The 21842-nt window shown below is 59.5% G+C and carries 17 protein-coding genes; 11 read left to right on the top strand and 6 right to left on the bottom strand.

The annotated features are described in order from the left end of the window. Positions 1–81 precede the first annotated feature (81 nt). Positions 82–2448: an outer membrane protein assembly factor BamA gene (bamA, locus tag RHM56_RS15680; RefSeq protein WP_322233657.1), complete on the bottom strand. Its 2367-nt coding sequence runs from the start codon at positions 2446–2448 to the stop codon at positions 82–84. Between the two features lie 229 nt (positions 2449–2677). Between bamA and RHM56_RS15675 the strand changes: the two genes are divergently transcribed. The 3 genes from RHM56_RS15675 (at position 2678) to RHM56_RS15665 (ending at position 5224) form a co-directional block, all read left to right on the top strand. Beyond that, the gene (locus RHM56_RS15675; protein WP_322233655.1) at positions 2678–3364 is read left to right on the top strand and encodes a response regulator transcription factor; all 687 of its coding nucleotides are present in this window, start codon (positions 2678–2680) and stop codon (positions 3362–3364) included. Further along, entirely contained in the window at positions 3361–4650 is a 1290-nt protein-coding gene (locus tag RHM56_RS15670; protein ID WP_322233652.1) for a HAMP domain-containing sensor histidine kinase, read from the top strand. Before RHM56_RS15675 ends, RHM56_RS15670 begins: the two co-directional genes overlap by 4 nt. Positions 4651–4774: 124 nt before the next feature. After that, positions 4775–5224, top strand: a complete 450-nt coding sequence (locus RHM56_RS15665) for a hypothetical protein (protein ID WP_322233650.1) — start codon at positions 4775–4777, stop codon at positions 5222–5224. Positions 5225–5227: 3 nt separating this feature from the next. Here RHM56_RS15665 and RHM56_RS15660 read toward each other — a convergent pair whose 3' ends face one another. The 4 genes from RHM56_RS15660 to araD1 all read right to left on the bottom strand — a co-directional run bounded on the left by RHM56_RS15660 (position 5228) and on the right by araD1 (position 10925). Next, positions 5228–6811 carry an aldehyde dehydrogenase (NADP(+)) gene (locus RHM56_RS15660; protein WP_322233649.1) on the bottom strand — a complete coding sequence of 528 codons (1584 nt, stop codon included), beginning with the start codon at positions 6809–6811 and terminating at the stop codon, positions 5228–5230. Positions 6812–6952: 141 nt separating this feature from the next. Continuing rightward, positions 6953–8509 carry an altronate dehydratase family protein gene (locus RHM56_RS15655; RefSeq protein ID WP_322233647.1) on the bottom strand — a complete coding sequence of 519 codons (1557 nt, stop codon included), beginning with the start codon at positions 8507–8509 and terminating at the stop codon, positions 6953–6955. Positions 8510–8537: 28 nt separating this feature from the next. After that, entirely contained in the window at positions 8538–9857 is a 1320-nt protein-coding gene (locus tag RHM56_RS15650; RefSeq protein ID WP_322233644.1) for an MFS transporter, read from the bottom strand. A gap of 69 nt (positions 9858–9926) precedes the next feature. After that, complete coding sequence (araD1, locus tag RHM56_RS15645) at positions 9927–10925, bottom strand: AraD1 family protein (protein ID WP_322233642.1); 999 nt, start codon at positions 10923–10925, stop codon at positions 9927–9929. A gap of 128 nt (positions 10926–11053) precedes the next feature. Between araD1 and RHM56_RS15640 the strand changes: the two genes are divergently transcribed. Continuing rightward, the gene (locus RHM56_RS15640) at positions 11054–11983 is read left to right on the top strand and encodes a LysR family transcriptional regulator (protein WP_322233640.1); all 930 of its coding nucleotides are present in this window, start codon (positions 11054–11056) and stop codon (positions 11981–11983) included. Between the two features lie 205 nt (positions 11984–12188). Here RHM56_RS15640 and RHM56_RS15635 read toward each other — a convergent pair whose 3' ends face one another. Next, positions 12189–12809, bottom strand: coding sequence for a TetR/AcrR family transcriptional regulator (locus tag RHM56_RS15635; RefSeq protein WP_322233638.1), 621 nt, complete (start codon positions 12807–12809; stop codon positions 12189–12191). 120 nt (positions 12810–12929) lie between these two features. Here RHM56_RS15635 and RHM56_RS15630 point away from each other — a divergent pair, with 120 nt between their 5' ends. The 7 genes from RHM56_RS15630 (at position 12930) to RHM56_RS15600 (ending at position 21830) form a co-directional block, all read left to right on the top strand. Then, the gene (locus RHM56_RS15630) at positions 12930–14135 is read left to right on the top strand and encodes an MFS transporter (RefSeq protein WP_322233636.1); all 1206 of its coding nucleotides are present in this window, start codon (positions 12930–12932) and stop codon (positions 14133–14135) included. Between the two features lie 346 nt (positions 14136–14481). Continuing rightward, on the top strand, positions 14482–15705 hold the full coding sequence (locus RHM56_RS15625) for an SfnB family sulfur acquisition oxidoreductase (protein WP_322233634.1): 1224 nt from the start codon (positions 14482–14484) through the stop codon (positions 15703–15705). Positions 15706–15707: 2 nt separating this feature from the next. Further along, entirely contained in the window at positions 15708–16373 is a 666-nt protein-coding gene (locus tag RHM56_RS15620) for a methionine ABC transporter permease (RefSeq protein WP_322233632.1), read from the top strand. A gap of 34 nt (positions 16374–16407) precedes the next feature. Further along, entirely contained in the window at positions 16408–17178 is a 771-nt protein-coding gene (locus RHM56_RS15615; RefSeq protein ID WP_322233630.1) for a MetQ/NlpA family ABC transporter substrate-binding protein, read from the top strand. A gap of 277 nt (positions 17179–17455) precedes the next feature. After that, positions 17456–18511 carry an NADP(H)-dependent aldo-keto reductase gene (locus RHM56_RS15610; RefSeq protein ID WP_322233628.1) on the top strand — a complete coding sequence of 352 codons (1056 nt, stop codon included), beginning with the start codon at positions 17456–17458 and terminating at the stop codon, positions 18509–18511. 15 nt (positions 18512–18526) lie between these two features. Then, positions 18527–19927, top strand: a complete 1401-nt coding sequence (locus tag RHM56_RS15605) for an LLM class flavin-dependent oxidoreductase (protein WP_322233626.1) — start codon at positions 18527–18529, stop codon at positions 19925–19927. Positions 19928–20177: 250 nt separating this feature from the next. Then, positions 20178–21830 carry an ABC transporter substrate-binding protein gene (locus tag RHM56_RS15600; protein WP_322233624.1) on the top strand — a complete coding sequence of 551 codons (1653 nt, stop codon included), beginning with the start codon at positions 20178–20180 and terminating at the stop codon, positions 21828–21830. Positions 21831–21842: the final 12 nt, after the last annotated feature.

Raw genomic sequence — 21842 nt, 5'->3', positions numbered from 1 at the left:
CTACCATCGCGGGCAAGCCCGCTCCCACAGGGGGTGATGCTGTAGATGTTTGAGCGTATTACGCTGCACAAGGCAGGCATTTTAGAACGTCTGCCCCAGCGAGAACTGGAACACTTGGGTCTCGGCATCCGAAGGCTTGCGAACCGGGAATGCCAGGTTGACGCTCAATGGCCCCATCGGGCTGTACCACGTCACGCCAACCCCTACCGAACTGGCCATCTGGCTCAGGTCAACGCCGTCGCAACCGGTTGTCGTGGTCAGGTAGCACTTGTCCGAATACACGCTGCCGACATCCCAGAACAAGGAGGTGCGCAGCGATTTGTTGTCTTTGATAAACGGCATCGGAAACAGGTATTCCACGCCACCGGTGAGCATGATGTTGCCGCCCAGCGCTTCGGTGTCGCGGTCGGAGTAGTACGCTTGCCCCATGCTCGAGTAGTTGCCCGTGGCCGGGGTGTTGCGTGGGCCAAGGGTGCCGCTTTCAAACCCGCGCACCGAGCCTTCGCCACCAGCGGTGTAGTTTTCATAGAACGGCAAACCATCGGTTGAACCGTAGCCGTTGCCATACCCCAGCTTGGTATGAAAGCGCAGCGAGGTGGACGTGCTGAGTGGCAGGAAGGTCTGGCCGCTGTAATCGATTTTGTAAAAGCTCAGGTCGCTGCCCGGTACCGTGACCATCAGGTTCAGGTTCTGCGAGTACCCGCGAGTCGCCAATATCCCTTTGTTCAGGGTCGATTCCGACCAGCCCAGGTTGGCCTTGAAGTTGGTGAACTGCTTGCCTTCACGCTCGATGAAGTCGTAGATCTCATCCGCACTGTAAGTGCCGGGTTCGATGGTGTCGTGCTGCGCGGTCAGGCCAAAACTCAAGCGCGAGGTTTCGTTGATCGGGTAACCCAGGGTGACGCCAGCGCCGTAGCTGTTGATCGAGTAATACGACACGCCATCGTCGTAGTAATCGTTGTAGTCGGTTTTGTTGTAGAACGCGTTGTAACCCAGGCTCACCCCGTCTGCGGTGAAGTAGGGGTCGGTAAAGCCGATGTTGTACTTGCTCTGGTACTCGGAGCGGGTCAAGCCAATGCTGGCGGAGTTACCCGTGCCTAAAAAGTTGTTCTGGGTGATCGAGCCGCCCAGGATCAAACCGGCGCTCTGGGCAAAGCCGACGCTGGCGGTGATCGAGCCGGAAGCTTGTTCTTCAACGGTGTAATTCACGTCAACCTGGTCATCAACACCCGCCACGGCCGGTGTTTCAACGTTGACTTCCTTGAAGTAACCCAAGCGCTCAAGGCGCACTTTGGACTGGTCAATCAGGTAGGTCGACGCCCAGCCACCTTCCATCTGCCGCATTTCACGGCGCAGCACCTTGTCGTCGGTTTTGGTGTTGCCACGGAAATTGATGCGGTTGGCGTACGCGCGCTTGGCCGGGTCGACCACAAATACGATGTCGACTGTGTGGTCTTGATTGTTCGGGGTTGGCACGGCGTTGACGTTGGCGAAGGTATAACCCTCGTTACCCAGGCGACGGGTGATCAGGTCCGAGGTGCTGGTCATGAGTTTGCGTGAAAACACCTGACCCTTTTGCACCAGTAACAGCGCTTTGATCTGCTCCTCGGGGACTTTCAAGTCGCCGCGCAGGGCGACGTCACGCACGGTGTATTTATCACCTTCATTAATATTGACGGTGATGAATACCTGCTTCTTGTCCGGCGTGATCGACACCTGAGTCGAGACGATTTCCATGTTGATATAGCCACGGTCCAAGTAGTAGGAGCGTAGACGCTCCAGGTCGCCGGACAGCTTCTCGCGGGCATACTTGTCATCGTTCTTGAAAAACGACAGCCAATTGGTGGTCTTCAGGGTGAACTGGTCGTCCAGCTCGGCCTGGTCAAACACAGTATTGCCGACTACGTTGATGTGCTTGATCGCCGCGACTTCACCTTCGTCGATCTTGATTTTCAGGCCCACGCGGTTACGCGGCTGGGCAACGACTTCGGTATCAACCGAGGCCGAGTAGCGACCCTGGGCCACGTACTGGCGCAATAGTTCGTTGCGCACGCCTTCAAGGGTGGCTTTTTGGAAGATCTCGCCTTCGGCCAGGCCCGACTGTTTGAGACCTTTCATCAGGTCGTCGGTGGAGATGGCCTTGTTGCCTTCGATATCAATACTGGCGACGGACGGTCGCTCGACCACGGTGATGATCAGCACATCGCCATCGCGACCCAGCTGGATGTCCTGGAAAAACCCGGTTTTGAATAGTGCGCGTGTGGACTCGACCAAGCGCTGGTCATCCGCTTCTTCACCGACATTCAGGGGCAGGGCACCGAACACGCTGCCAGCGGAAACCCGCTGTAACCCGTTGATTCGAATATCAGAAATTTTGAAACCTTGGGCGTGTGCCAGTGTGGCATTGAGCAGCAGTGCAACCGAGCAGAGCAGGCGCGGAAAATTCATCAAGATCTATATTTCCAGGACACATCGACAAGCAGCGTAAGCGGGCGCGGAGATGACTCAACAAGACGGCATGCACCGCGAGGCAAGCAGGCTGGTGGAGTACCAGCATAAAAGCTCGGGGCGTTTGGTGCGGTTAACCCAATGTCAAGTTAGGTAAAGGTTGGCGTGGGGCGATGACTGTGCGCCATTCCAGTACGATAATGCGTCGATCCCCTTTAAAGAGTTCGCCATGATCCGTGTATTGCTCGTCGACGATGACCAGGAGCTGACTGCCTTGCTCAGTGAGTACCTTGAGCGTGAAGGTTTTACAGCAACTGCGGTGCACACCGGCGAGGAGGGCGAGGTTGAAGCGTTGTCCGGTCGTTACAGCATTGTGGTGCTGGACGTCATGTTGCCAAGGCTGTCGGGCATCGAAGTGCTCAGGCGCATCCGTGCGCACAGTCAGGTACCGGTGGTGTTGCTCACCGCCCGTGGCGACAACATAGACCGCATCACCGGCCTTGAGCTGGGCGCTGACGACTACGTGCCCAAACCCAGCTCGCCAGGTGAACTGGTCGCACGCTTGCGGGCCATCATGCGCCGGGTGAACCCCGCCACCGATCAGCCCGCCACCGACGTGATCAGAACCGGGCATTTGGTCCTGTGGCCCGGCAGGCGCCAGGCGCTGTGGCAGGGCAATGAGTTGGGGGTCACCAGCACCGAATTCAGCCTGCTTGAAGAGCTGGCTCGCAGTGCCGGGCAAGTGGTGAGCAAGCAGGACTTGTCACTCAATGCCTTGGGCTGCCCGCTGACGCGCTACGACCGACGCATCGACGTGCATATCAGCAGCATTCGCCAAAAGCTGGGTCCACGCGACGACGCCAAAGCCTGGATTCAGAGCGTGCGCGGCCTCGGCTACCTGTTGATTGCTGAATGATTAAACTGAGTCGGCTGTTCTGGAAACTGTTCCTGGCGTTCTGGCTGGCGACCACGCTGACATTTTTTGTCGGCATGGCGTTTGTGATCGTCAGCAAATCAAAGCCGGGCGATCCGCACCTGGACACCATTCTCACCAGTGAAATTCACTTGCTGGAAGAGTTCGGTGTCGAGTCGGGCATGCAACTGCTGACGGTTTGGCGCCATCCCGATGACCAGGCCATTGGCGTGTATGACAGCAACGAACAGTTGCTGGCTGGCTCGCCGGTGTTGCACCCGGTGTTTGAACGCACGGTCATCAGCAAGGAAGGCATCGAACTGTCCCTGCGATCTACCCGCGCTCCGGGTGGGCCCAAGGGCGGCGGCACGGGGCCCGGGCCAGGCATGGGAGAAGGGCCGGGCCTGATGCCGTTGATCATTGGCACGGTGATGAGCGCGCTGTTCAGTGGCTACATGGCTTTTTATCTGACCTGGCCGCTGGCCTTCCTGCGCCGGGCAATGAGTGATGTGGCCCAGGGCCGTTTTGGCACCCGGGTCAAGCCGATGATGGGCGGGCGGCGTGACGAGATTGTCGACTTGGCCGAAGACTGCGACCGCATGGCCAACCAGCTCAAACTGCTGGTCGACGCCCAGCAGAACTTACTGCACGACATCTCCCACGAACTGCGCTCACCGCTGACCCGCATGCAAGCGGCCATCGGGCTGTTGCATCAAGACCCGGCACGTACGGAAATGGTCGAACGCATCGAGCGCGAGTCGGTGCGCATGGACACCCTGATCGAAGCCCTGCTGACCCTGGCCCGGGTTCAGGGGCGGCCAGACAGCATCGAGCGCGAACCGGTCGACATCCTCGAACTGCTGACGCTGATCGTTGAAGATGCGCAGTTCGAGGCGGGCATCAAAGAATCCAGGGTCGTCCTGCAGGCGTGCCCGCCGTTTGTCAGTCAGGTCAGTGGCGAGTTGTTGTATCGCTGCTTTGAAAACGTGATTCGCAACGCCGTGCGTTATACCCAGCCCGGCTCGGTCGTGCTGGTGGCGGCCGAGATGAACCTGGCGGGCACGAGTCTGCGGGTACGCATCACTGATCAGGGGCCGGGTGTTGAAGAGCAGCGGCTACAGCGTATTTTTCAGCCGTTTGAACGCGGTACGAGCGAACCCGGCAGCGGATTCGGGCTGGGCCTAGCGATCGCCTTGAGGGCTGTGGAAATGCACGGTGGCACGATCAGTGCGCACAACCAGCCATCGGGTGGCCTGACCGTCGAAATCAACCTGCCGCGGCAGGCGTAACGTGATCTTTACACGATATTACATAGCCTTGACGGCCCTGTACGCCTTGCCCCAGTAGACTTCCACCTCAAACTGGCCTCAGCGAAGGCTGATGTTTTAGTGATGCCATTGAGTGGAGGTGGGCATGTTTCTGGTGCATAAAAAGGGGTTTGTCGCGGGTAAGAAAATGGTCGACGGGCTGGTGCCTTACGATTTTTTCTGCGAAGACAATCCGGCCATAAATCTGTTTGTGTTCACCGGCTCGGCGGCACAAGGCAAATCGGTTGCCGAACAGACATTGTGGGGGTTTACCCGTCTTGAGCGTTTTGAAGCGTTGACCGATACCCTGGTATCGAACAAGAAAAACCAGGACTGGTTCCAGACCGTCAACGTGCTGACCGGTCCCGCGCAGAACGGCACCCAGAGCGTCAAATTTCAGCGTGTGCTGAAAATCATCAAGCACGTGAGCGTTTCGAACCGCGTGGTCAGCAAGGCTCAATACGAGATCCTCACGGATGAGGGTGACACTTACTTCACCCTCAAGTCCGTGGCTGCGGACAGCACGCAAACGGTTATTTACGCGGCTGACCAGTAACAGTCAGTTCAGCGCCTCGCGGCTAGGCTGACCGTTGAGCAAGCGCTGAATGCCCAGCGGGTTGGCGTTTTTGAGCGCATCGGGCAGCAGGCTGTCCGGGTAGTTCTGGAAGCAGATCGGGCGCAAAAAGCGATCGATAGCCAGGCTGCCCACTGATGTCCCACGGGCATCTGATGTCGCCGGGTAGGGCCCGCCGTGGACCATCGCATCACTCACCTCCACCCCGGTCGGGTAGCCGTTGATCAGCAGGCGACCTGCCTTGTGCTCAAGTACCGGCACTACGTCAGCGAACGCCTGCAAATCGGCCGGCTCACTAATCAGCGTCGCCGTCAGTTGGCCACGCAGGCTGTGTAACGCTTGCAGCAACTGCGCCTTGTCAGCCACTTCGATGACGAGGGTGGTCGGGCCGAAGACTTCTTCCTGCAACACGTCTGCGCCATTGATCAGCAAGCTGACATCGGCCTGAAACAGCTGCGGATTGGCCTGATTGCCCTGTTGCGGCGAACCAGCGATATGGCGGATGCCATCGACTGAGGCCAAATGGCTGACCCCTTTGACGTAGCTTTTCAGGCCTCCGGCATTGAGCAGGGTGTGTGCCGGTTGCGCGCTGAAAAACTGGCCCAGCGCGTCGACAAAGGCACTGAACTCTGGCGAGGCAATCCCCAGTACCAGGCCCGGGCTGGTGCAGAACTGCCCGGCGCCCAGCATCACTGAGCCGCCCAGGTCTTTGGCGATTTGCGCGCCGCGCTGTTTCAAGGCTTCTGGCAGCAGCACCACCGGGTTGATGCTCGACATCTCGGCAAACACCGGGATCGGTTGTGGCCGGGCAGCGGCCATGTCGCACAGGGCGCGCCCGCCCGACAGCGAGCCGGTAAAACCGACTGCTTGAATCAACGGGTGCTTGACCAGCGTTGCGCCAACCCCGGCGCCGTAGATCATGTTGAACACGCCAGCTGGCATGTCAGTGCGTTCGGCGGCACGCACAATGGCCTGCGCCACCCACTCGGCCGTTGCCATGTGCCCGCTGTGCGCCTTGAACACCACAGGGCAACCTGCGGCGAGCGCAGCGGCGGTGTCGCCACCGGCGGTCGAGAATGCCAGCGGAAAGTTACTGGCGCCAAACACCGCCACCGGGCCGACGCCGATGCGGTACTGGCGCAGGTCTACGCGCGGCAGAGGCTGACGGTCGGGCAGGGCTTGGTCGATGCGCGCACCATAAAAATCGCCGCGACGCAGCACTTGGGCGAACAGGCGCATCTGGCCGCTGGTACGCCCGCGTTCGCCCTGAATCCGCCCGGCAGGCAAGGCGGTTTCACGGCAGACGGTGGCCACGAAGGCTTCATCCAGCGCGTCGATTTCCTCGGCAATGGCTTCTAAAAACTCGGCGCGGCGAGCGGCTGGCAGGCTGCGAAATGCCGGGAATGCCGCGCTGGCAGCCTTGGCGGCAGCGTCAACTTCAGCGTCTGTGGCTTGAATGAATTGATAAGGCAGCGCCTCACCGGTGGTGGCGTCCAGGCTTTGCAGATGAACAGTGCCAGCGCCGCTGCGCTGGCCGCCAATAAAGTTCTGGCCGGTAATCTGGGTCATATCAGTCTCCTTGAACAAACGGTGAAACCTGTGGGAGAGGGCATTGCCCGCGAGGGGTTCGACGCGGTTCAACAGAAAAACCGCATCGTCTGCATCGCTGGCAAGCCAGGCCACCCACAGGTGGGTGTGTGACTCACAGGCTCAGGTAATCGCCCCGATCTGCCACGGCACAAATTCGTTTTGGCCGTAACCGTGCTGCTCGCTTTTACTGCGCTCCCCAGAGGCGATGCGCAACATCATGCGGTAGATGTATTCGCCGCGTTCTTCGATGGTCATGCTGCCGTCAGCAATCCCGCCGCAGTTCACGTCCATGTCTTCTTCCTGGGTTTCCCACAGGCGGGTGTTGGTGGCCAACTTGATCGACGGCGAGGGCGCACAGCCGTAAGCCGAGCCGCGTCCAGTAGTAAAGGCAATCAGGTTGGCGCCGCCCGCGACTTGTCCGGTGGCAGAAATCGGGTCGTAACCCGGTGTGTCCATAAACACCAGCCCATGGGCCCGCACCGTTTCGGCATATTCGTAAACGTCGACCAAATCGCTGGAGCCAGCCTTGGCCACCGCGCCCAGGGATTTTTCAAGGATGGTGGTCAACCCACCGGCCTTGTTGCCCGCTGACGGGTTGTTGTTCAGCTCGGCGTTCATGCGCGTGCAGTAGTCTTCCCACCAGTGAATGCGCTTGATCAGTTTCTCGCCCACTTCGCGGCTGACGGCACGGCGCGTGAGCAAGTGCTCGGCGCCATAGATTTCCGGGGTTTCGGACAAAATCGCGGTGCCGCCTGCGGCAACCAGGCGGTCTACCGCATTGCCCAGTGCCGGGTTGGCGGTGATGCCCGAGTAGCCATCCGAACCGCCGCACTGCAGGCCGATGATCAAGTGCTTGGCGCTCACCGGCTCACGCTCTACGCGGTTGGCTTCGGCCAGCAGCGACTTGACCTGCTCGATCCCGCTGGCAATGGTCTTCGAGGTGCCGCCGGTGCCCTGAATGGTAAAGGCGCGCAGAAACTCGCCTTTTTCCAGCCCTTGTGCTGCAAGCAAGTCAGCGATCTGGTTAGTTTCGCAGCCCAGGCCGATCATCAGCACCGAGGCGAAGTTTGGGTGGATGGCATAGCCGCCCAAGGTTCGGCGCAACATGGTCAGGGCTTCACCGCTCGGGTCAACGGCACACCCGAAGCTGTGGGTCAGGGCCACCACGCCATCGACGTTGGGGTAGTCGATCAGGGCCTGCGGGTTGATGTCGCGGCGAAAGTGATCAGCGATGGCCTTGGCCACCGTTGCCGAGCAGTTCACCGAGGTCAGAATGCCCACGTAGTTGCGGGTGGCCACGCGGCCATCTGCCCGCACAATACCCATGAACGTGTCGTTGGCCGGGGTCTCGATACCACGCGCATCAACGCCAAAGGCGTAGTCACGAGCGAAGTCACCCATGGCCAGGTTGTGCACGTGCACATGCTCACCGGCCTTGATCGGCTGGCTGGCGAAACCAATGATCTGACCGTAGCGGCGCAGCGGTTGGCCGACCTCCAGGTCACGGGTTGCGATCTTGTGGCCAGATGGAATGGCGTTCAGGGCTTCAAGCCCTTCGGCTTCCAGCACCAGGCCCTTGGGGATGGGCTGACGGGCAATCAGCACATCGTCCAGCGGGTTGAGTCGGATCACGGCATTGGCAGCATTTTCGCTGCCTGTTTTAGTTATCAGTTGCATCACAGTTACCTCAATGAAATGCAGAGCCTCAGGCTAGGCCGCGTTCACGATAGTCGATGAGGGAGGAGAACAGCATCAGGCCGAAGGCCATCACCACAAAGAAGATCAGCGCCAGGAAATACGAGCCGGTGAACTGCACGATCAGGCCGATCAGGATCGGCACAATCACACCGACCATGTTGCCGCAGAAGTTCATGCTGCCACCCAGCACGCCCGCCTTGGATTTGCCGCCCAGAATGGCGGGCAAGCACCAGTACATGCCGCACCAGCGAATGAAAAACAGCGCGACGCACAGCAGTGAAATCACTGTGAATGCGTCCGGGGTGTACGCCACCAGCAGGATGCACAGGGCCGCAATGGCAGCCGAGCCGCCGAACATGGTGCGCATGACTTTGTTAGGCGCGCCGCCCGCGTCTTTCCATTTGTCGGCCAGCCAACCGCCGAAGATCTCGCCGATAAAGCCGCACATGAAGATCAGGAACGTAGCGCCACCCATGGCCTTGATGTCCAGGTTGTGGGCTTTGTGCAGGTAGCTCGGCATCCAGGTCAACAGGCCGTAGAACACGCTGTTGTAGCAGGCATAACCGGCGAACATCGCCAGTACCGAGCGGCTTTTGAGCAGGTCCTTGAGGATCGCTTTGCGCTCGCCGTTGGTCTTTGCCGCTTCGGCGTTGGCGTTGGTGATATAGGCCAGCTCAGCTGCGTTGACCTTCGGGTGCTCAGCCGGGTTGTTGCGGATGTACCACCACGCCCAGACACCGACAATCATGGTGCCGACACCGGCGATCACGAATGCGATACGCCATGAATCGAACCAAGTGATCAGGCCCGCGATGATGATTGCGCCAAACGCGGTACCCAGCGGCGCGCCGCCATCGACCAGGGTTGCACCGCGCCCGCGTTCATTGGGCGTCAGCCAGGCGCCGTTCAACTTGGCACCGGCGGGCATGATCGGTGATTCCGCCACACCCAGACCGATACGCGTGGCCAGCAAGGTCATCCAGCTGTGAGCACCGCCTGCAATGGCCTGGAAAAAGCCCCAGCCCACCGTGGCAACACCGACGATATTGCGCACCTGAAAACGGTCCAGCAGCATGCCGCCAGGGATTTGCATCAGTGCGTAAGACCAGAAAAACGCGCTCAGCATCAGGCCTTCCAGGGCCGGGGTCATTTCAAATTCGCTGGAAATCAGTGGCAAGGCCACCGACAGTGACGCGCGGTCGATGTAGTTGATCGCCGATAGCAGCAGCAGGATCAAAAATATGCGCCAGCGCACCGTGGTCGGCCGCGAGGCATCCGCGACTTCAGCGGCTTGGGGCGCAGCTGCGGATGCAGTTTTACTGTTCATGTTCATCTCGCTTTTTTATGTTTTTTATCAAGCGGGGAGCGGGTCCGGGCACAGACCCGCCAAGTGCTTCTACAACGTTGTGACTTTACCGGCAGGCAGTTCAGCGGCGCCTGCCTGTATGCCGTTGATCAGCGGTGCGCCGAACTCAGGCATGCTGATCTCGAACCGGTCGCCTTCTTGGGTCTGAATATTGTCGGCAACCGACAGCGTGGCGGTGCCGAAGAAATGCACGTGCACATCGCCGGGACGCAGGAACTGGGTGTACTTGAAGTGATGGTATTCAAGGTTTTCCAGGCTGTGGCACATGTTGTCCTCACCGCTCAGAAACTCTTTTTCCCAGACCACTTCATTGCCGCGCAGGATGCGGCTCATGCCGGTCAGGTGGCGCGGCAGTTCACCCACACGCAACTCAGGGCCGAAACTGCAATTGCGCAGTTTGGAATGCGCGAGGTACAGGTAGTTGCGGCGCTCCATCACATGGTCAGAAAACTCGTTGCCCAAGGCAAAGCCCACACGGTACGGCTTGCCATCGTCGCCGACCACGTACAGGCCGGTCAGCTCGGGTTCTTCGCCGGCATCTTCTGCGAAGGGAGGCTTATCAAAGGCGCTGCCGGGGCGTACCACAATCGAGCCATCACCCTTGTAGAACCATTCCGGCTGAACGCCCACCGTGCCGGATGCTGGACGGCCGCCTTCAATGCCCCACTGGAAAATACGCGCGGTGTCGGTCATGGCGGATTGATCGGAGGTGTTTTGCTGGTGCATCTTGTCGCGGGTCGAGGCGCTGCCCAAGTGGGTCAAGCCCGTACCGCTGATCAGGCAGTGGGCCGGGTCTTCATGGTCCAGCGGCGGCAATACGCGGCCTTCTTCCAGTAGCTGGCGGTAGCTCAGCGGGCTCTGCTGGGTGCCTCGGGCCAGCACTTCTTCAACCAGGCCATGGCCTTTACGAATGGCGCTGAGGGCCAGTTCACGGGTGTTTTCAGTGCCCTGCACGATGTGGATCTGGTCACCCTCGATCACGCCGACCTGGCGCTGGTCTTGAGCTGTTTCAAATTGGATCAAACGCATGACGTGAACTCTTGGCCGTTTATTTTTATGGCGGAGCTGTCAGCTCCCTCTGGCGTTCACTTTAATTTTTGTCAGGGATGCTGCCTAATGACAGATGCTGATTGAGCGATAACCAATAGTCATCCCCTATGCTGCCACCCCTCACTACCATCATTTCCCGGCTGCGCCTCAAGCAATTGCGGTTGTTGATTGCGCTGGACGAATTCGGCTCGCTGCACAAGGCGGCCGAGTCGGTGGCCATTACCCAGCCCGGCGCGACCAAGGCACTGCACGAAATAGAATCGACTCTGGGCTCAACCCTGTTCGAGCGCACGACCAAAGGCCTGACCCCCAATGACCTGGGGCGTTGCGTGATCCGCTATGCGCGGTTGATCCACACGGACGTGGCGCACTTGCGCGAAGAAATGCTCGGCATCATGCAAGGCCATGGCGGGCGGCTATCGGTGGGGGTGATCATGGGCGCAGTGCCAGCCTTGGTGGAGTGCCTGGCGCAATTGCGCGCCAAGCAGCCGCAGTTATCGGTCGAAATCGTCGAAGACACCAGCGCCCGGCTGCTGGCCTTGCTCGATGAAGGGCGGCTGGACGTGGCCATCTGCCGTACCAGCGTCAGCAAACACCCGGCGGCGTATGACTGCCGTTTTCGCGACCAAGAACCGTTGATCGTGGTTGCCAACACCGCGCACCGCTTTGCTGGCCGGAGTGCCTTGTCGTTGAGCGAACTGGCGGATTCGTCGTGGGTGGTGTTCCCGGTCAACATGCCCATGCGCTTGACCCTGGAGCGTGAGTTCAGAGAAGCCGGGCTGAGCTTTCCGACTTACCCGATAGAAACCTCGTCGACCTTCACCACGCTCTCGTTGCTGCGCCAAGACCCGCAACTGGTCGCCGTGATGCCCATAGACGTCGCGCAAATGGCTGTTAGCCACGGCATGCTGACGCGCTTGGCGCTTGAGCTGAAATCACGCAGCGAACCCTATGAAATCGTCACCCGGCAGGGCGTAGCACTCACAGCGCCGACCCAATTGCTGATTGAGGAACTGACCCGGCAAAAGCAGGAATGAGTACCCCTGTGGGAGATTTCAGGGTGTGCAGCAAGCCGATTTCGTAGCAGTTGCCGAGCCTGCGAGGCTACGTCCGGCTGCGCAGCAGTCGTAACATCAAGCACTGTGGGGCGCCAGTTAAACACTGCACTTAGGCTTAACGATCGCTTCGCAATCGGACGCAGCCTCGCAGGCTCGGCAGCTGCTACGAGATCGCGCGGGAGTATCAGGCGCGGTGTGTATCGGCGCACATAGCGTCCCACACACTCATTACCTGCGTCACACCCGCGTCCAGCACGGCATGCGATACGCCGTCCCGGGCAAGGGTCGTCAGCCCCAGCAAAAAACTTTCAAATACCGTGGCAAGCGCTACAGGGTCGGTGTGTGCGACCAACTCTCCCGAGGCCACAGCGCGCTCAACGCAGGCAATAAACCCGGCCCGGTTGCGGGCACGGGTTTCGGCGAGCGGGGCACACACCGTCTGTGCTGAGCTGGCGTTCATCAGCCCCAGCGTGACCAGACACCCCCGTGGATGCCCTGGCTCGCATTGCATGTTGGCCGAGCGGCGCAATGCCCGTTCAATGGCCTCGCGCGGCGCCATTGTCGTGTCTTGCAGGCTCTCGGTCACCCGGCCATGGGTATTCAGATAGCGCTCCATCACCTCTTTGTACAAGGCTTCCTTGGAACCAAAGGCGGCGTAAAAACTGGGCGCGGAAATCCCCGAGCCGATGTTCGCCTTGAGCTGACTCAGTGAGGTGGAATCGTAACCGTGCTCCCAAAACAGGTGCATGGCTTGGGTGATTGCCGCGTCACGGTCAAACGTACGTGGGCGTCCCATCTGGGCCATTTCAGTCTCCTTTTGTGTAAGACATAAATACTAGTCGATACAAAAGTCGTTGACCAATAGCTTTTGCCTGTCCTACATTTGTACTCATCGATACATAATTTGATAAGGCTGGAATACGCGATGACGGCAGGGCAAAACACCACTGAACGATTACCCATGGGCGCGCTGCTGGCGCTGGCCATGACCGGTTTTATTTGCATCGTCACCGAGACGTTACCTGCGGGTTTACTGACCCAGATCAGCAGCGGGCTTGAGGTGTCATCTGCGCTGGCCGGGCAGATGGTCACGGTCTACGCGTTGGGCTCATTGCTGGCAGCGATCCCGCTGACCATCGCCACTCAAGGCTGGCGGCGGCGCAATGTGTTGCTGCTGACGATTGTCGGTTTCTTGCTGTTCAACTCGATTACCGCGTGGTCTTCGCACTATGGCGTGACGTTGATTGCGCGGTTTTTTGCCGGTGCTTCTGCCGGTTTGGCCTGGAGCCTGTTGGCGGGTTACGCCCGGCGTATGGTCGCCCCGCATTTGCAGGGTCGAGCCATGGCAGTGGCGATGGTTGGCACCCCGATTGCCCTGTCGCTCGGGGTGCCGCTGGGCACGTGGCTGGGATCGTTGGTGGGGTGGCGAACCGCGTTTGGCCTGATGTCGCTCTTGACCCTGGTGCTGATGGTCTGGGTACTGGTCAAAGTGCCGGATTACCCTGGGCAGGCCAGCTCCCAGCGCATCGGTTTGCGCCAGGTGCTGCTAACGCCGGGCGTGCGTTCTGTGCTCGCCGTGGTGATGACCTGGATGCTCGCGCACAACATGCTCTACACCTACATCGCGCCGTTTGTAGCCCCGGCGGGCCTGGCCAATGAAGTCGACATCGTGTTGCTGGTGTTCGGTCTTGCGGCGTTGCTGGGCATTTGGGTGACGGGGCGTCTGGTCGATCGGCACTTGCGCAAAGCCGTGCTCGCCAGCCTCGCAACGTTCGCGGCAATCGCCCTGCTGTTTGGCCTGTTCGCCCAATCTGCGGAGGTGGTGTACGCGGGTATTTTTGTCTGGGGACTGTCCTTTGGCGGCGCAGCAACCTTATTGCAAACAGCGCTGGCCGATACGGCAGGCGAGGGCGCCGACGTTGCACTGTCGATGAACGTGGTGGTGTGGAACAGCGCGATTGCCGCCGGTGCGCTCACCGGTGGCGTGTTGCTGGACCAAGTCGGCGTGAGCGCCTTCCCCTGGGTATTGCTGGTGCTGTTGCTGGCCGGATGGTGGATTGTATTGCGCGCCCGCAGCCATGGTTTCCCCCATGGCCAGCGCCAGACCGGCGCCGCCGTAGTCGGGCACTGACCCGATAGCGTGTAGCAGTTGCCGAGCTCCGCGAGGCTACGTCCGATTGCGCAGCGATCGTAAAGTCTGAGAAGCCGATTTAACTGAAGGACCGCAATAGGCTATTTACGACGGCTCCGCCGCCGGACGTAGCCTCGCGGGGCTCGGCAACTGCTACGAGGTTTGGCAGCAGGTGTTGGCACATCAACAGTTGCTGCGCAGACTGTTGCCCTGACAACTATGCGGGCCCTGCATAAAACATAATCTGTTGATTTATATGTAAAAAATATCTGGCACAGTTCCTGCTCAGCCTCCTGTAACGGTCGCCCCTGTTGGCGATCCAACACGAGTAAAGAGTGAGAACTTCATGTCGTACACCCCTGCCGACGCCCCTTATCCACTGTCTGTCGCCGATGCCCATGTCATCCGCACTGACGCAGAAGCCATAGACGTCGCCCATAAAGTGGCGGCGTTTTTACTCGAAGGTGACGCTGAGCGTGACCGGCTGCGTGAAGTGCCCGCCGAGGTGGTAGACGTGTTCTCCAACAGCGGCCTGTGGGGCATTACCGTACCCAAAGAATGGGGTGGCGCACAGATCTCGTACGCCACGCTGGCTGAAGTAATCGCCATTATTTCTGCTGCCGATGCTTCGCTCGGGCAGATCCCGCAAAACCACTACTGCTTGCTTGAAGACATCCGCCTGCAGGGCACCGACGAGCAAAAAGCCTGGTTCTTCGACCTCGCGCTCAAGGGCAATCGCTTCGCCAATGCCATTTCAGAAACCGGCGGCAAGACCGTTCAAGACATCCAGACCCGTTTTGTCACTGAAGGCGATGAGGTGGTCATCAACGGTCGCAAAGGCTATTGCACCGGTTCGTTGTACGCGCATTGGCTCGGTGCGCTGGCCCTGGATCACGAAGAAAAAGCCCACTTGGCGTTTGTACCGCGCAGCACCCCGGGGCTGATTGTGGTGGATGACTGGTCGAGCATTGGTCAGCGCAACACGGCCAGCGGCACGGTGTTGGCTGAAAACCTGCGCGTGCCAGCGTTCAACGTCTTCAAGACCTATCGCTCCTATGAAAACCCGACCCTGGCCGGGCCTTTTGCGCAAATCACCACGGCGGCAATTGACGCCGGTATCGCCCGGGCCGCCTTGCGCGACACCCTGAGCTTTGTTCGTGATCACGCGCGCCCATGGATCGATTCAGGGCTGGAAAAGGCCAGTGACGACCCGCTGACGATCATCCAGATCGGCAAGCTGAGCATTCAACTGGACGCCGCCGAAGCCTTGCTCGAACGTGCGGGCAAGGTCATGGACAGCGTGCGTGCGGCACCCGATGAAGACGGTGTGGCGCGTGCCTCGGTGGCCGTCGCCAAAGCCAAAGTGCTGACCACGGAAATCGCTCTGGAAGCCAGCACCCGGCTGTTTGAACTGGGCGGCACGCGCTCTTCGCTGGCGCGCCACAACCATGATCGACACTGGCGTAACGCCCGCGTGCACACCCTGCACGATCCGGTGCGCTGGAAGTACCACGTGGTCGGCAACTGGTTGCTGAACGGGGTTAACCCGCCGCGCCATGACTGGTCGTGAACATGGGGGCGCTGCTAAGCAATATTAACTGGCCGGAAATCGGCCAGGCCTGCCTCGATACCTTGAGCATGCTCGGTATGGCTCTGGGTTTTACCGTGCTGCTGGGGTTGCCATTGGGGGTGCTGCTGTACCTCACCGGCAAGCAGCAGTTGCACGCTAAACCGGGCATGTATCGGGTGCTGTCGGTGGTGGTGAACATTCTGCGTTCGCTGCCTTTCATCATTTTGCTGATTGTGCTGATCCCGGTGACCACGTTGCTGACTGGGACTTCGCTGGGCGTGGCCGGGGCTATTCCGCCGTTGGTGGTGGGGTGCACGCCATTCTTCGCGCGGCTGGTGGAAACCGCATTGCGCGAAGTTGATCGCGGGTTGGTGGAGGCCACCCAGTCCATGGGCGCCACCACGTGGCAAATCATCTGGCACACCTTGTTGCCAGAGTCGCGCCCGGGGTTGATTGCCGCCGTCACTGTGACCGCCATTGTGCTGGTGGATTACACCGCGATGGCGGGCGTGATCGGCGGTGGCGGCCTTGGGGATCTGGCGATTCGTTTTGGTTATCAGCGTTTTCAGACCGACGTCATGGTGGTCACCGTGGCGCTGCTGGTCATGTTGGTGCAAGGGCTGCAAATGACAGGGGATCGTCTGGTTTCGCATTACAGCCGTCGCTGAGACGGTCCATTTCTAATTGTTTGGAGTTTGTGCAATGAAAAAGCTGCTTGCTCTGGTGGCCGTGGTTGCTGCCTTTAGCGCCCAGGCCAATGAAAAGCTGGTGGTTGGCGCCACCCCGGTACCACACGCCGAAATCCTTGAATTTGTGAAGCCTGAGTTGGCGAAGGAGGGCGTTGATTTGCAAATCAAAGTGTTCAACGACTTTATCCAGCCCAACAAACAGCTGTCGGAAAAGAACATCGACGCCAACTATTACCAATACCGGCCGTTTCTGGATGAGTACAACAAGACCCGTGGAACTGATCTGGTGCCTGTCGTTGGGGTGCACATCGAACCGTTTGGTGCTTACTCGACCAAAATCAAGAACATCGCGGAGTTAAAAGACGGCGCTTCGGTGGCGATTCCCAATGACCCGGTAAACGCGGGTCGCGCGCTGGTGCTGCTTGAGGAAGCCAAGCTGATTACCCTCAAAGAGCCGGGCAATCCGCAGGCAACCACGCGTGACATCGTGGCCAACCCCAAGCACCTGAATATCCGTGAGCTGGAAGGCGCGATGCTGGCCCGTTCGGTGAACCAGGTTGATTTGGCCTTTGTGTTTGCCAACTACGCGCTGGAAGCCGGTATCGACACCAACAGTGCGTTGATTGTCGAGAAGGGCAAGGACTTGTACATCGAATTTTTGGTCGCCCGCCCGGACAACATTAATGATCCGGGGATCCAGAAACTGGCCAAGGCGCTGAACTCCGATGCCGTGCGTCAGTTCATCCTGACCCGCTATAAAGGTCAGATCGTTCCAGGTTTCTAACACCATTGCGCATTACACCCCGGTAGGAGCGAGCTTGCCTCGCGATCTTTTAAAAGATCAAAAGATCGCGAGGCAAGCTCGCTCCTACCGGGGTGTGTTGTTGGTGGTTAAACAGTTGATAAGCAGATTGCATGACGCTCAACAATGCGTCGCGCTGTGTACGTAAGTGAATAGACCCAAAGCGCGCAGGCGGGCAGGTGTTCGTTATCCGGTAATTGTCCGTGGCATGTTCGGTGCATAAGCCCTTGGCAGTGCTAAACACTTAAAAGGACTTCCCATGCATTACCGTCAACTGGGCAACAGCGATATTAAAGTCAGTGTTCTGGGCCTAGGCACCATGACCTGGGGCCATCAGAACAGCGAAAGCGATGCCCATCAGCAGATCGAACTGGCGCTGGCCGAAGGCGTCAACCTGATCGACACAGCCGAGATGTATCCCACGCCCACTCGCGGCGAAACCTGGCGCACCACCGAACGTTACATCGGCAATTGGCTGGCGGCGAACAGCGCGCGTCGTGCGGACATCGTGCTGGCGAGCAAAATTGCCGGTCCGGCCCGTGAACCCGGCGGCCAGTTGCACATTCGCGACGGCCTGACCCGTCACGACCGGCGCAACATCGTCGAAGCCCTGGACGGCAGTCTCAAGCGCCTCAACACCGACTACCTCGACCTCTATCAACTGCACTGGCCGGATCGCCCGACCAATATTTTCGGGCAGCGCGAATACCCGTATGTCGAGGACACGCAGAGCGTGGCCATCGAAGAAACCTTGTCGGTGCTGGCCGATCAGGTCAAGGCGGGCAAGGTGCGGCACATCGGTGTGTCCAACGAAACGCCGTGGGGCGTGGCCGAATTTATCAAGCAGAGCGAGCGCCTGGGCCTGCCGCGAATTGTCAGCGTGCAAAACCCCTACAGCTTGCTCAATCGCTTGTACGAAGGCGGCCTGTCGGAATTCACCCATCGCGAAGGCGTGGGGCTGCTGGCGTACTCGCCGCTGGCGTTCGGCACACTCACCGGCAAGTACCTGGGCGGTGCGCGTCCTGAGGGCTCGCGTCTGGCGGCGGTGTATCGAACCTTCAGTCGCTACGACAGCGTGCTGGCACAAGAAGCCATCGCCGGTTATGTGCAGATCGCCCAAGAGCACAACCTGACTCCGGCGCAATTGGCCCTGGCGTACGTCATCAACAAACCCTTTGTGGCCAGCGCCCTGACCGGGCAGACCAGTCTGGTTCAACTGCGCGACAACCTCAGTGCGCGCAACGTCACCCTCAATGAAGAAATCCTGAACCGGATTGAGGCCATCCATCAGCGCATCCCCAACCCGGCGCCATAGGAAGGAGTACGGGCGATGCCCAAGCAACTGCACGTCAACCTGTTTGAAATGAATTGCGTGAGCCATATCGTTCACGGCTTGTGGGTTCACCCCGAGAACAATCGACACCGCTTCAACGACTTGGATTACTGGACCGAACTTGCGCAACTGCTGGAGTACGGGACATTCGACGGGGTGTTTCTGGCGGACGTGATCGGCACCTACGACCGTTTTCGCGACGGCCCGCAAACGTCATTGCGCGAAGCCATGCAAATCCCCAGCAACGACCCGCTGATGGTGATTCCGGCCATGGCCGCAGTGACCAAAAACCTGGGCTTTGGCGCGACCTTTTCGACCACCTACGAGCCGCCGTTTGCCTTTGCCCGGCGCATGAGCACCCTTGATCACCTGACCAAGGGCCGAGTCGGCTGGAACATCGTCACCTCATATTTGCCCAATGCTGCGCGCAATTTCGGGCATGCCACCGAGGTGGTCCACGACCATCGCTATGAAATCGCCGATGAATACCTGGATGTGCTCTACAAGCTGTGGGAGGGCTCTTGGGACGATGACGCGGTGATCCAGGACCGCGAGCAGCGCGTGTACACCGACCCGCAAAAAGTGCGCTACATCAACCACGTTGGCGAGCATTTCCGTGTGGCTGGCCCACACCTGTGCCAGCCCTCGCGGCAGCGCACGCCGGTGTTGTTTCAGGCAACCGGTTCACCGGCCGGAATCGAGTTTGCCGGTCGACATGCCGAAGTGGTCTTCACAGGCGGACTGGACACCCGAGAGGTACGCGCCAACATCCAGGCCATGCGCAACAAGGCCATCGCCCATGAGCGGGACCCGGCGGGCTTGAAATTCATCGTCATGGCCGGGGTCATTGTGGGTCGCACTGATGAAGAGGTCAGTCGCAAACTCGACAGCTACCGTCAGTTGATGAGCGTTGAAGCGTCACTGGCCCATGCGCAGTCAGCGATTGATCTCACGGTTTACCCCAAGGATGCGCTGATCAGTGATTTGATCGAGCTCAAGGTTGAGGGCTGGGAGAGCTTGCAGCGCTATAAGCCCGAGTGGACCGTGGGCACGGTGTTGGCACAGTTTTCGGGGTTCAACCGAGAGCGATTCTTCGTGGCCGGAACGCCGACGGTGGTGGCGGATGAAATTGAAAAGTGGCTGGATGTCGACGGCATCGACGGGATTAACCTGCGCCAGTACCTGTCGTTCGAAACTGCCCGTGACTTTATCGAACTGGTGATCCCGGAACTGCGTCGTCGGGGCCGTTTTCGTGAGCGTTATAACGAAGGCGAAACCCTTCGCGAACGCTTGTTTGGGGCAGGGCAGACGCGCTTGCCGAATGATCATTTCGGCGCCCGTTATCGCGACCCGGCGCTGTTGCAGCAGCCCGCCAAGCCGTTGCGATTTACCCGGTAAACCCGCAATAGCAGCCTCCGTAGGAGCGAGCTTGTCTCGCGATCTTTTGATCTTTTAAAAGATCGCGAGGCAAGCTCGCTCCTACACAAACGTACGGCGTTACATCCCAACTGTTGGCTCCCCAACAGTCGCTGCACACACTGTTGCTTTTTACCCCCCTCCCACGCCAATTCACACCTGTTTAGCGGGTAAAAAACCCGGCATGCCTTGTGCAATAGCCTTGTTTCCGGACTTAAGGCAGCAGGCCCTCATGCGCGATAACTCCCCCTCTCTTCGACGCCTTCCATTGCTCGGTATCGCGACCCTGTGCTCTGTGTTGATCGGCTGTGGTCAACAAACGTCAACCGTCGCCCGCAGCGACAAGCCGGTCAGTGGCGGAACGCTGATTTACGCCACCGACCGCGAACCCACGTGCCTCGACCCCCATGTGTCAGGTGACATGCCGCAGGTGTTCATCGGTCAGCAATACCTCGATTCGCTGGTGTCGATGGATGCACAAGGTCAAATCGGCCCGTGGCTGGCCACGCGTTGGGAGGTGTCCGCCGACGGCCTGGATTACACCTTCCATTTACGCGATGACGTGCACTTTACTGACGGCACGCCGTTCAACGCTGCCGCGGTCAAGGCCAACCTCGATCACATGGCCAACCCCAAAACTCAGTCGAGCACGGCAGGCGGCTATATCCGTCAATACCGCAGCACTGACGTGGTCGATGAACACACGGCGGTGGTGCATTTGGCCACGCCGTACGCGGCCTTTCTGGAAGTGCTGGCGCAGGGTTTCCTGGGTATTGAGTCGCCCACCGCCTTGCTGCGCTCGCGTGACGAAAACTGTGAAAGTCCGGTCGGCAGCGGCCCGTTCAAGATTGTCCGCTGGGACCGTCAAAGCCAGGTCGAACTGGTGCGCAACCCCGATTACAACTGGGCGCCACCGACCGCCAAGCATCAAGGCCCAGCGTGGCTGGAGCGGATCGTCTGGAAGTTCATTCAAGAACCGTCTATTCGTTTCGCCTCGTTGCAAGCGGGGGAGGTCGATGTGATTGAGGCATTGCCGCCGGAGTCCCATGAGGCTGCGCGGCGCAATCCCGACCTCACCATGCTGGTTGCGTTGCGCCCCGGCAACCCGACCAACGGCACGCTGAATATCACCCGCGCACCGTTCGATGATCTCAAGGTGCGTGAAGCCTTTGTGCGCAGTGCCGATGTCGTGGGCGCACTCAAAAGTGTGTACTTCAATGAGTTCCCGCGTGCAGGTGGGCCGCTGAGTTCGGCGACTCGTTTCTACAGTCCGGATTTCGAACACGCTCAGGACTACGACCCGGCTCGCGCCGCCCAACTGCTGGATGAAGCCGGTTGGACCGGGCGCGATGCCGAAGGGTACCGAACCCGTGACGGCAAACGCCTGCAAGTGCATGTGGTGATGGGCAATCGAACGCCGCCTTCGGAAGTCACGCTCTGGGAGCAGGTTCAGGCGACCACGCGCCAAGCCGGTTTCCAGCTCATTGTCGAGCTGATGAGTGATGTTCAAGCCACCAAACGCCAGGCTGACTGGGACTACGACATCCGCCTTGGCTACTGGAACACCAATACCGCTGACGTGCTGCGAATCATCTTTGGCTCTGAATTCATTCGCCCTGCCGGTGTCGGCGGCTATCACCAGAACACTGCGGGCTTCAATGACGCGACGTTCGACGGCCTGATCCAGCAAGCCTTGGCCACGCAAGATTCTGAGCAGCGGCGTGCGCTGTATTACAAGGCTCAGCAGATCGCCTCAAGCCAATACCTGCAACTGACCACCTACCCGCAAAGCTCACGCTTGGGCATCTACAAGACCACTCAGGGCGTGCGGCTGGAGCCGTCGTTGGCGGTGACTTATCTGTATGACGCCTGGGTCAACAAATGAAAAGGGTGAATA

Origin of the sequence: Pseudomonas sp. CCC3.1 (genome assembly GCF_034347405.1) — a bacterium.
GTDB lineage: Bacteria > Pseudomonadota > Gammaproteobacteria > Pseudomonadales > Pseudomonadaceae > Aquipseudomonas.
This window is presented reverse-complemented; position numbering and strand designations above follow the sequence as displayed.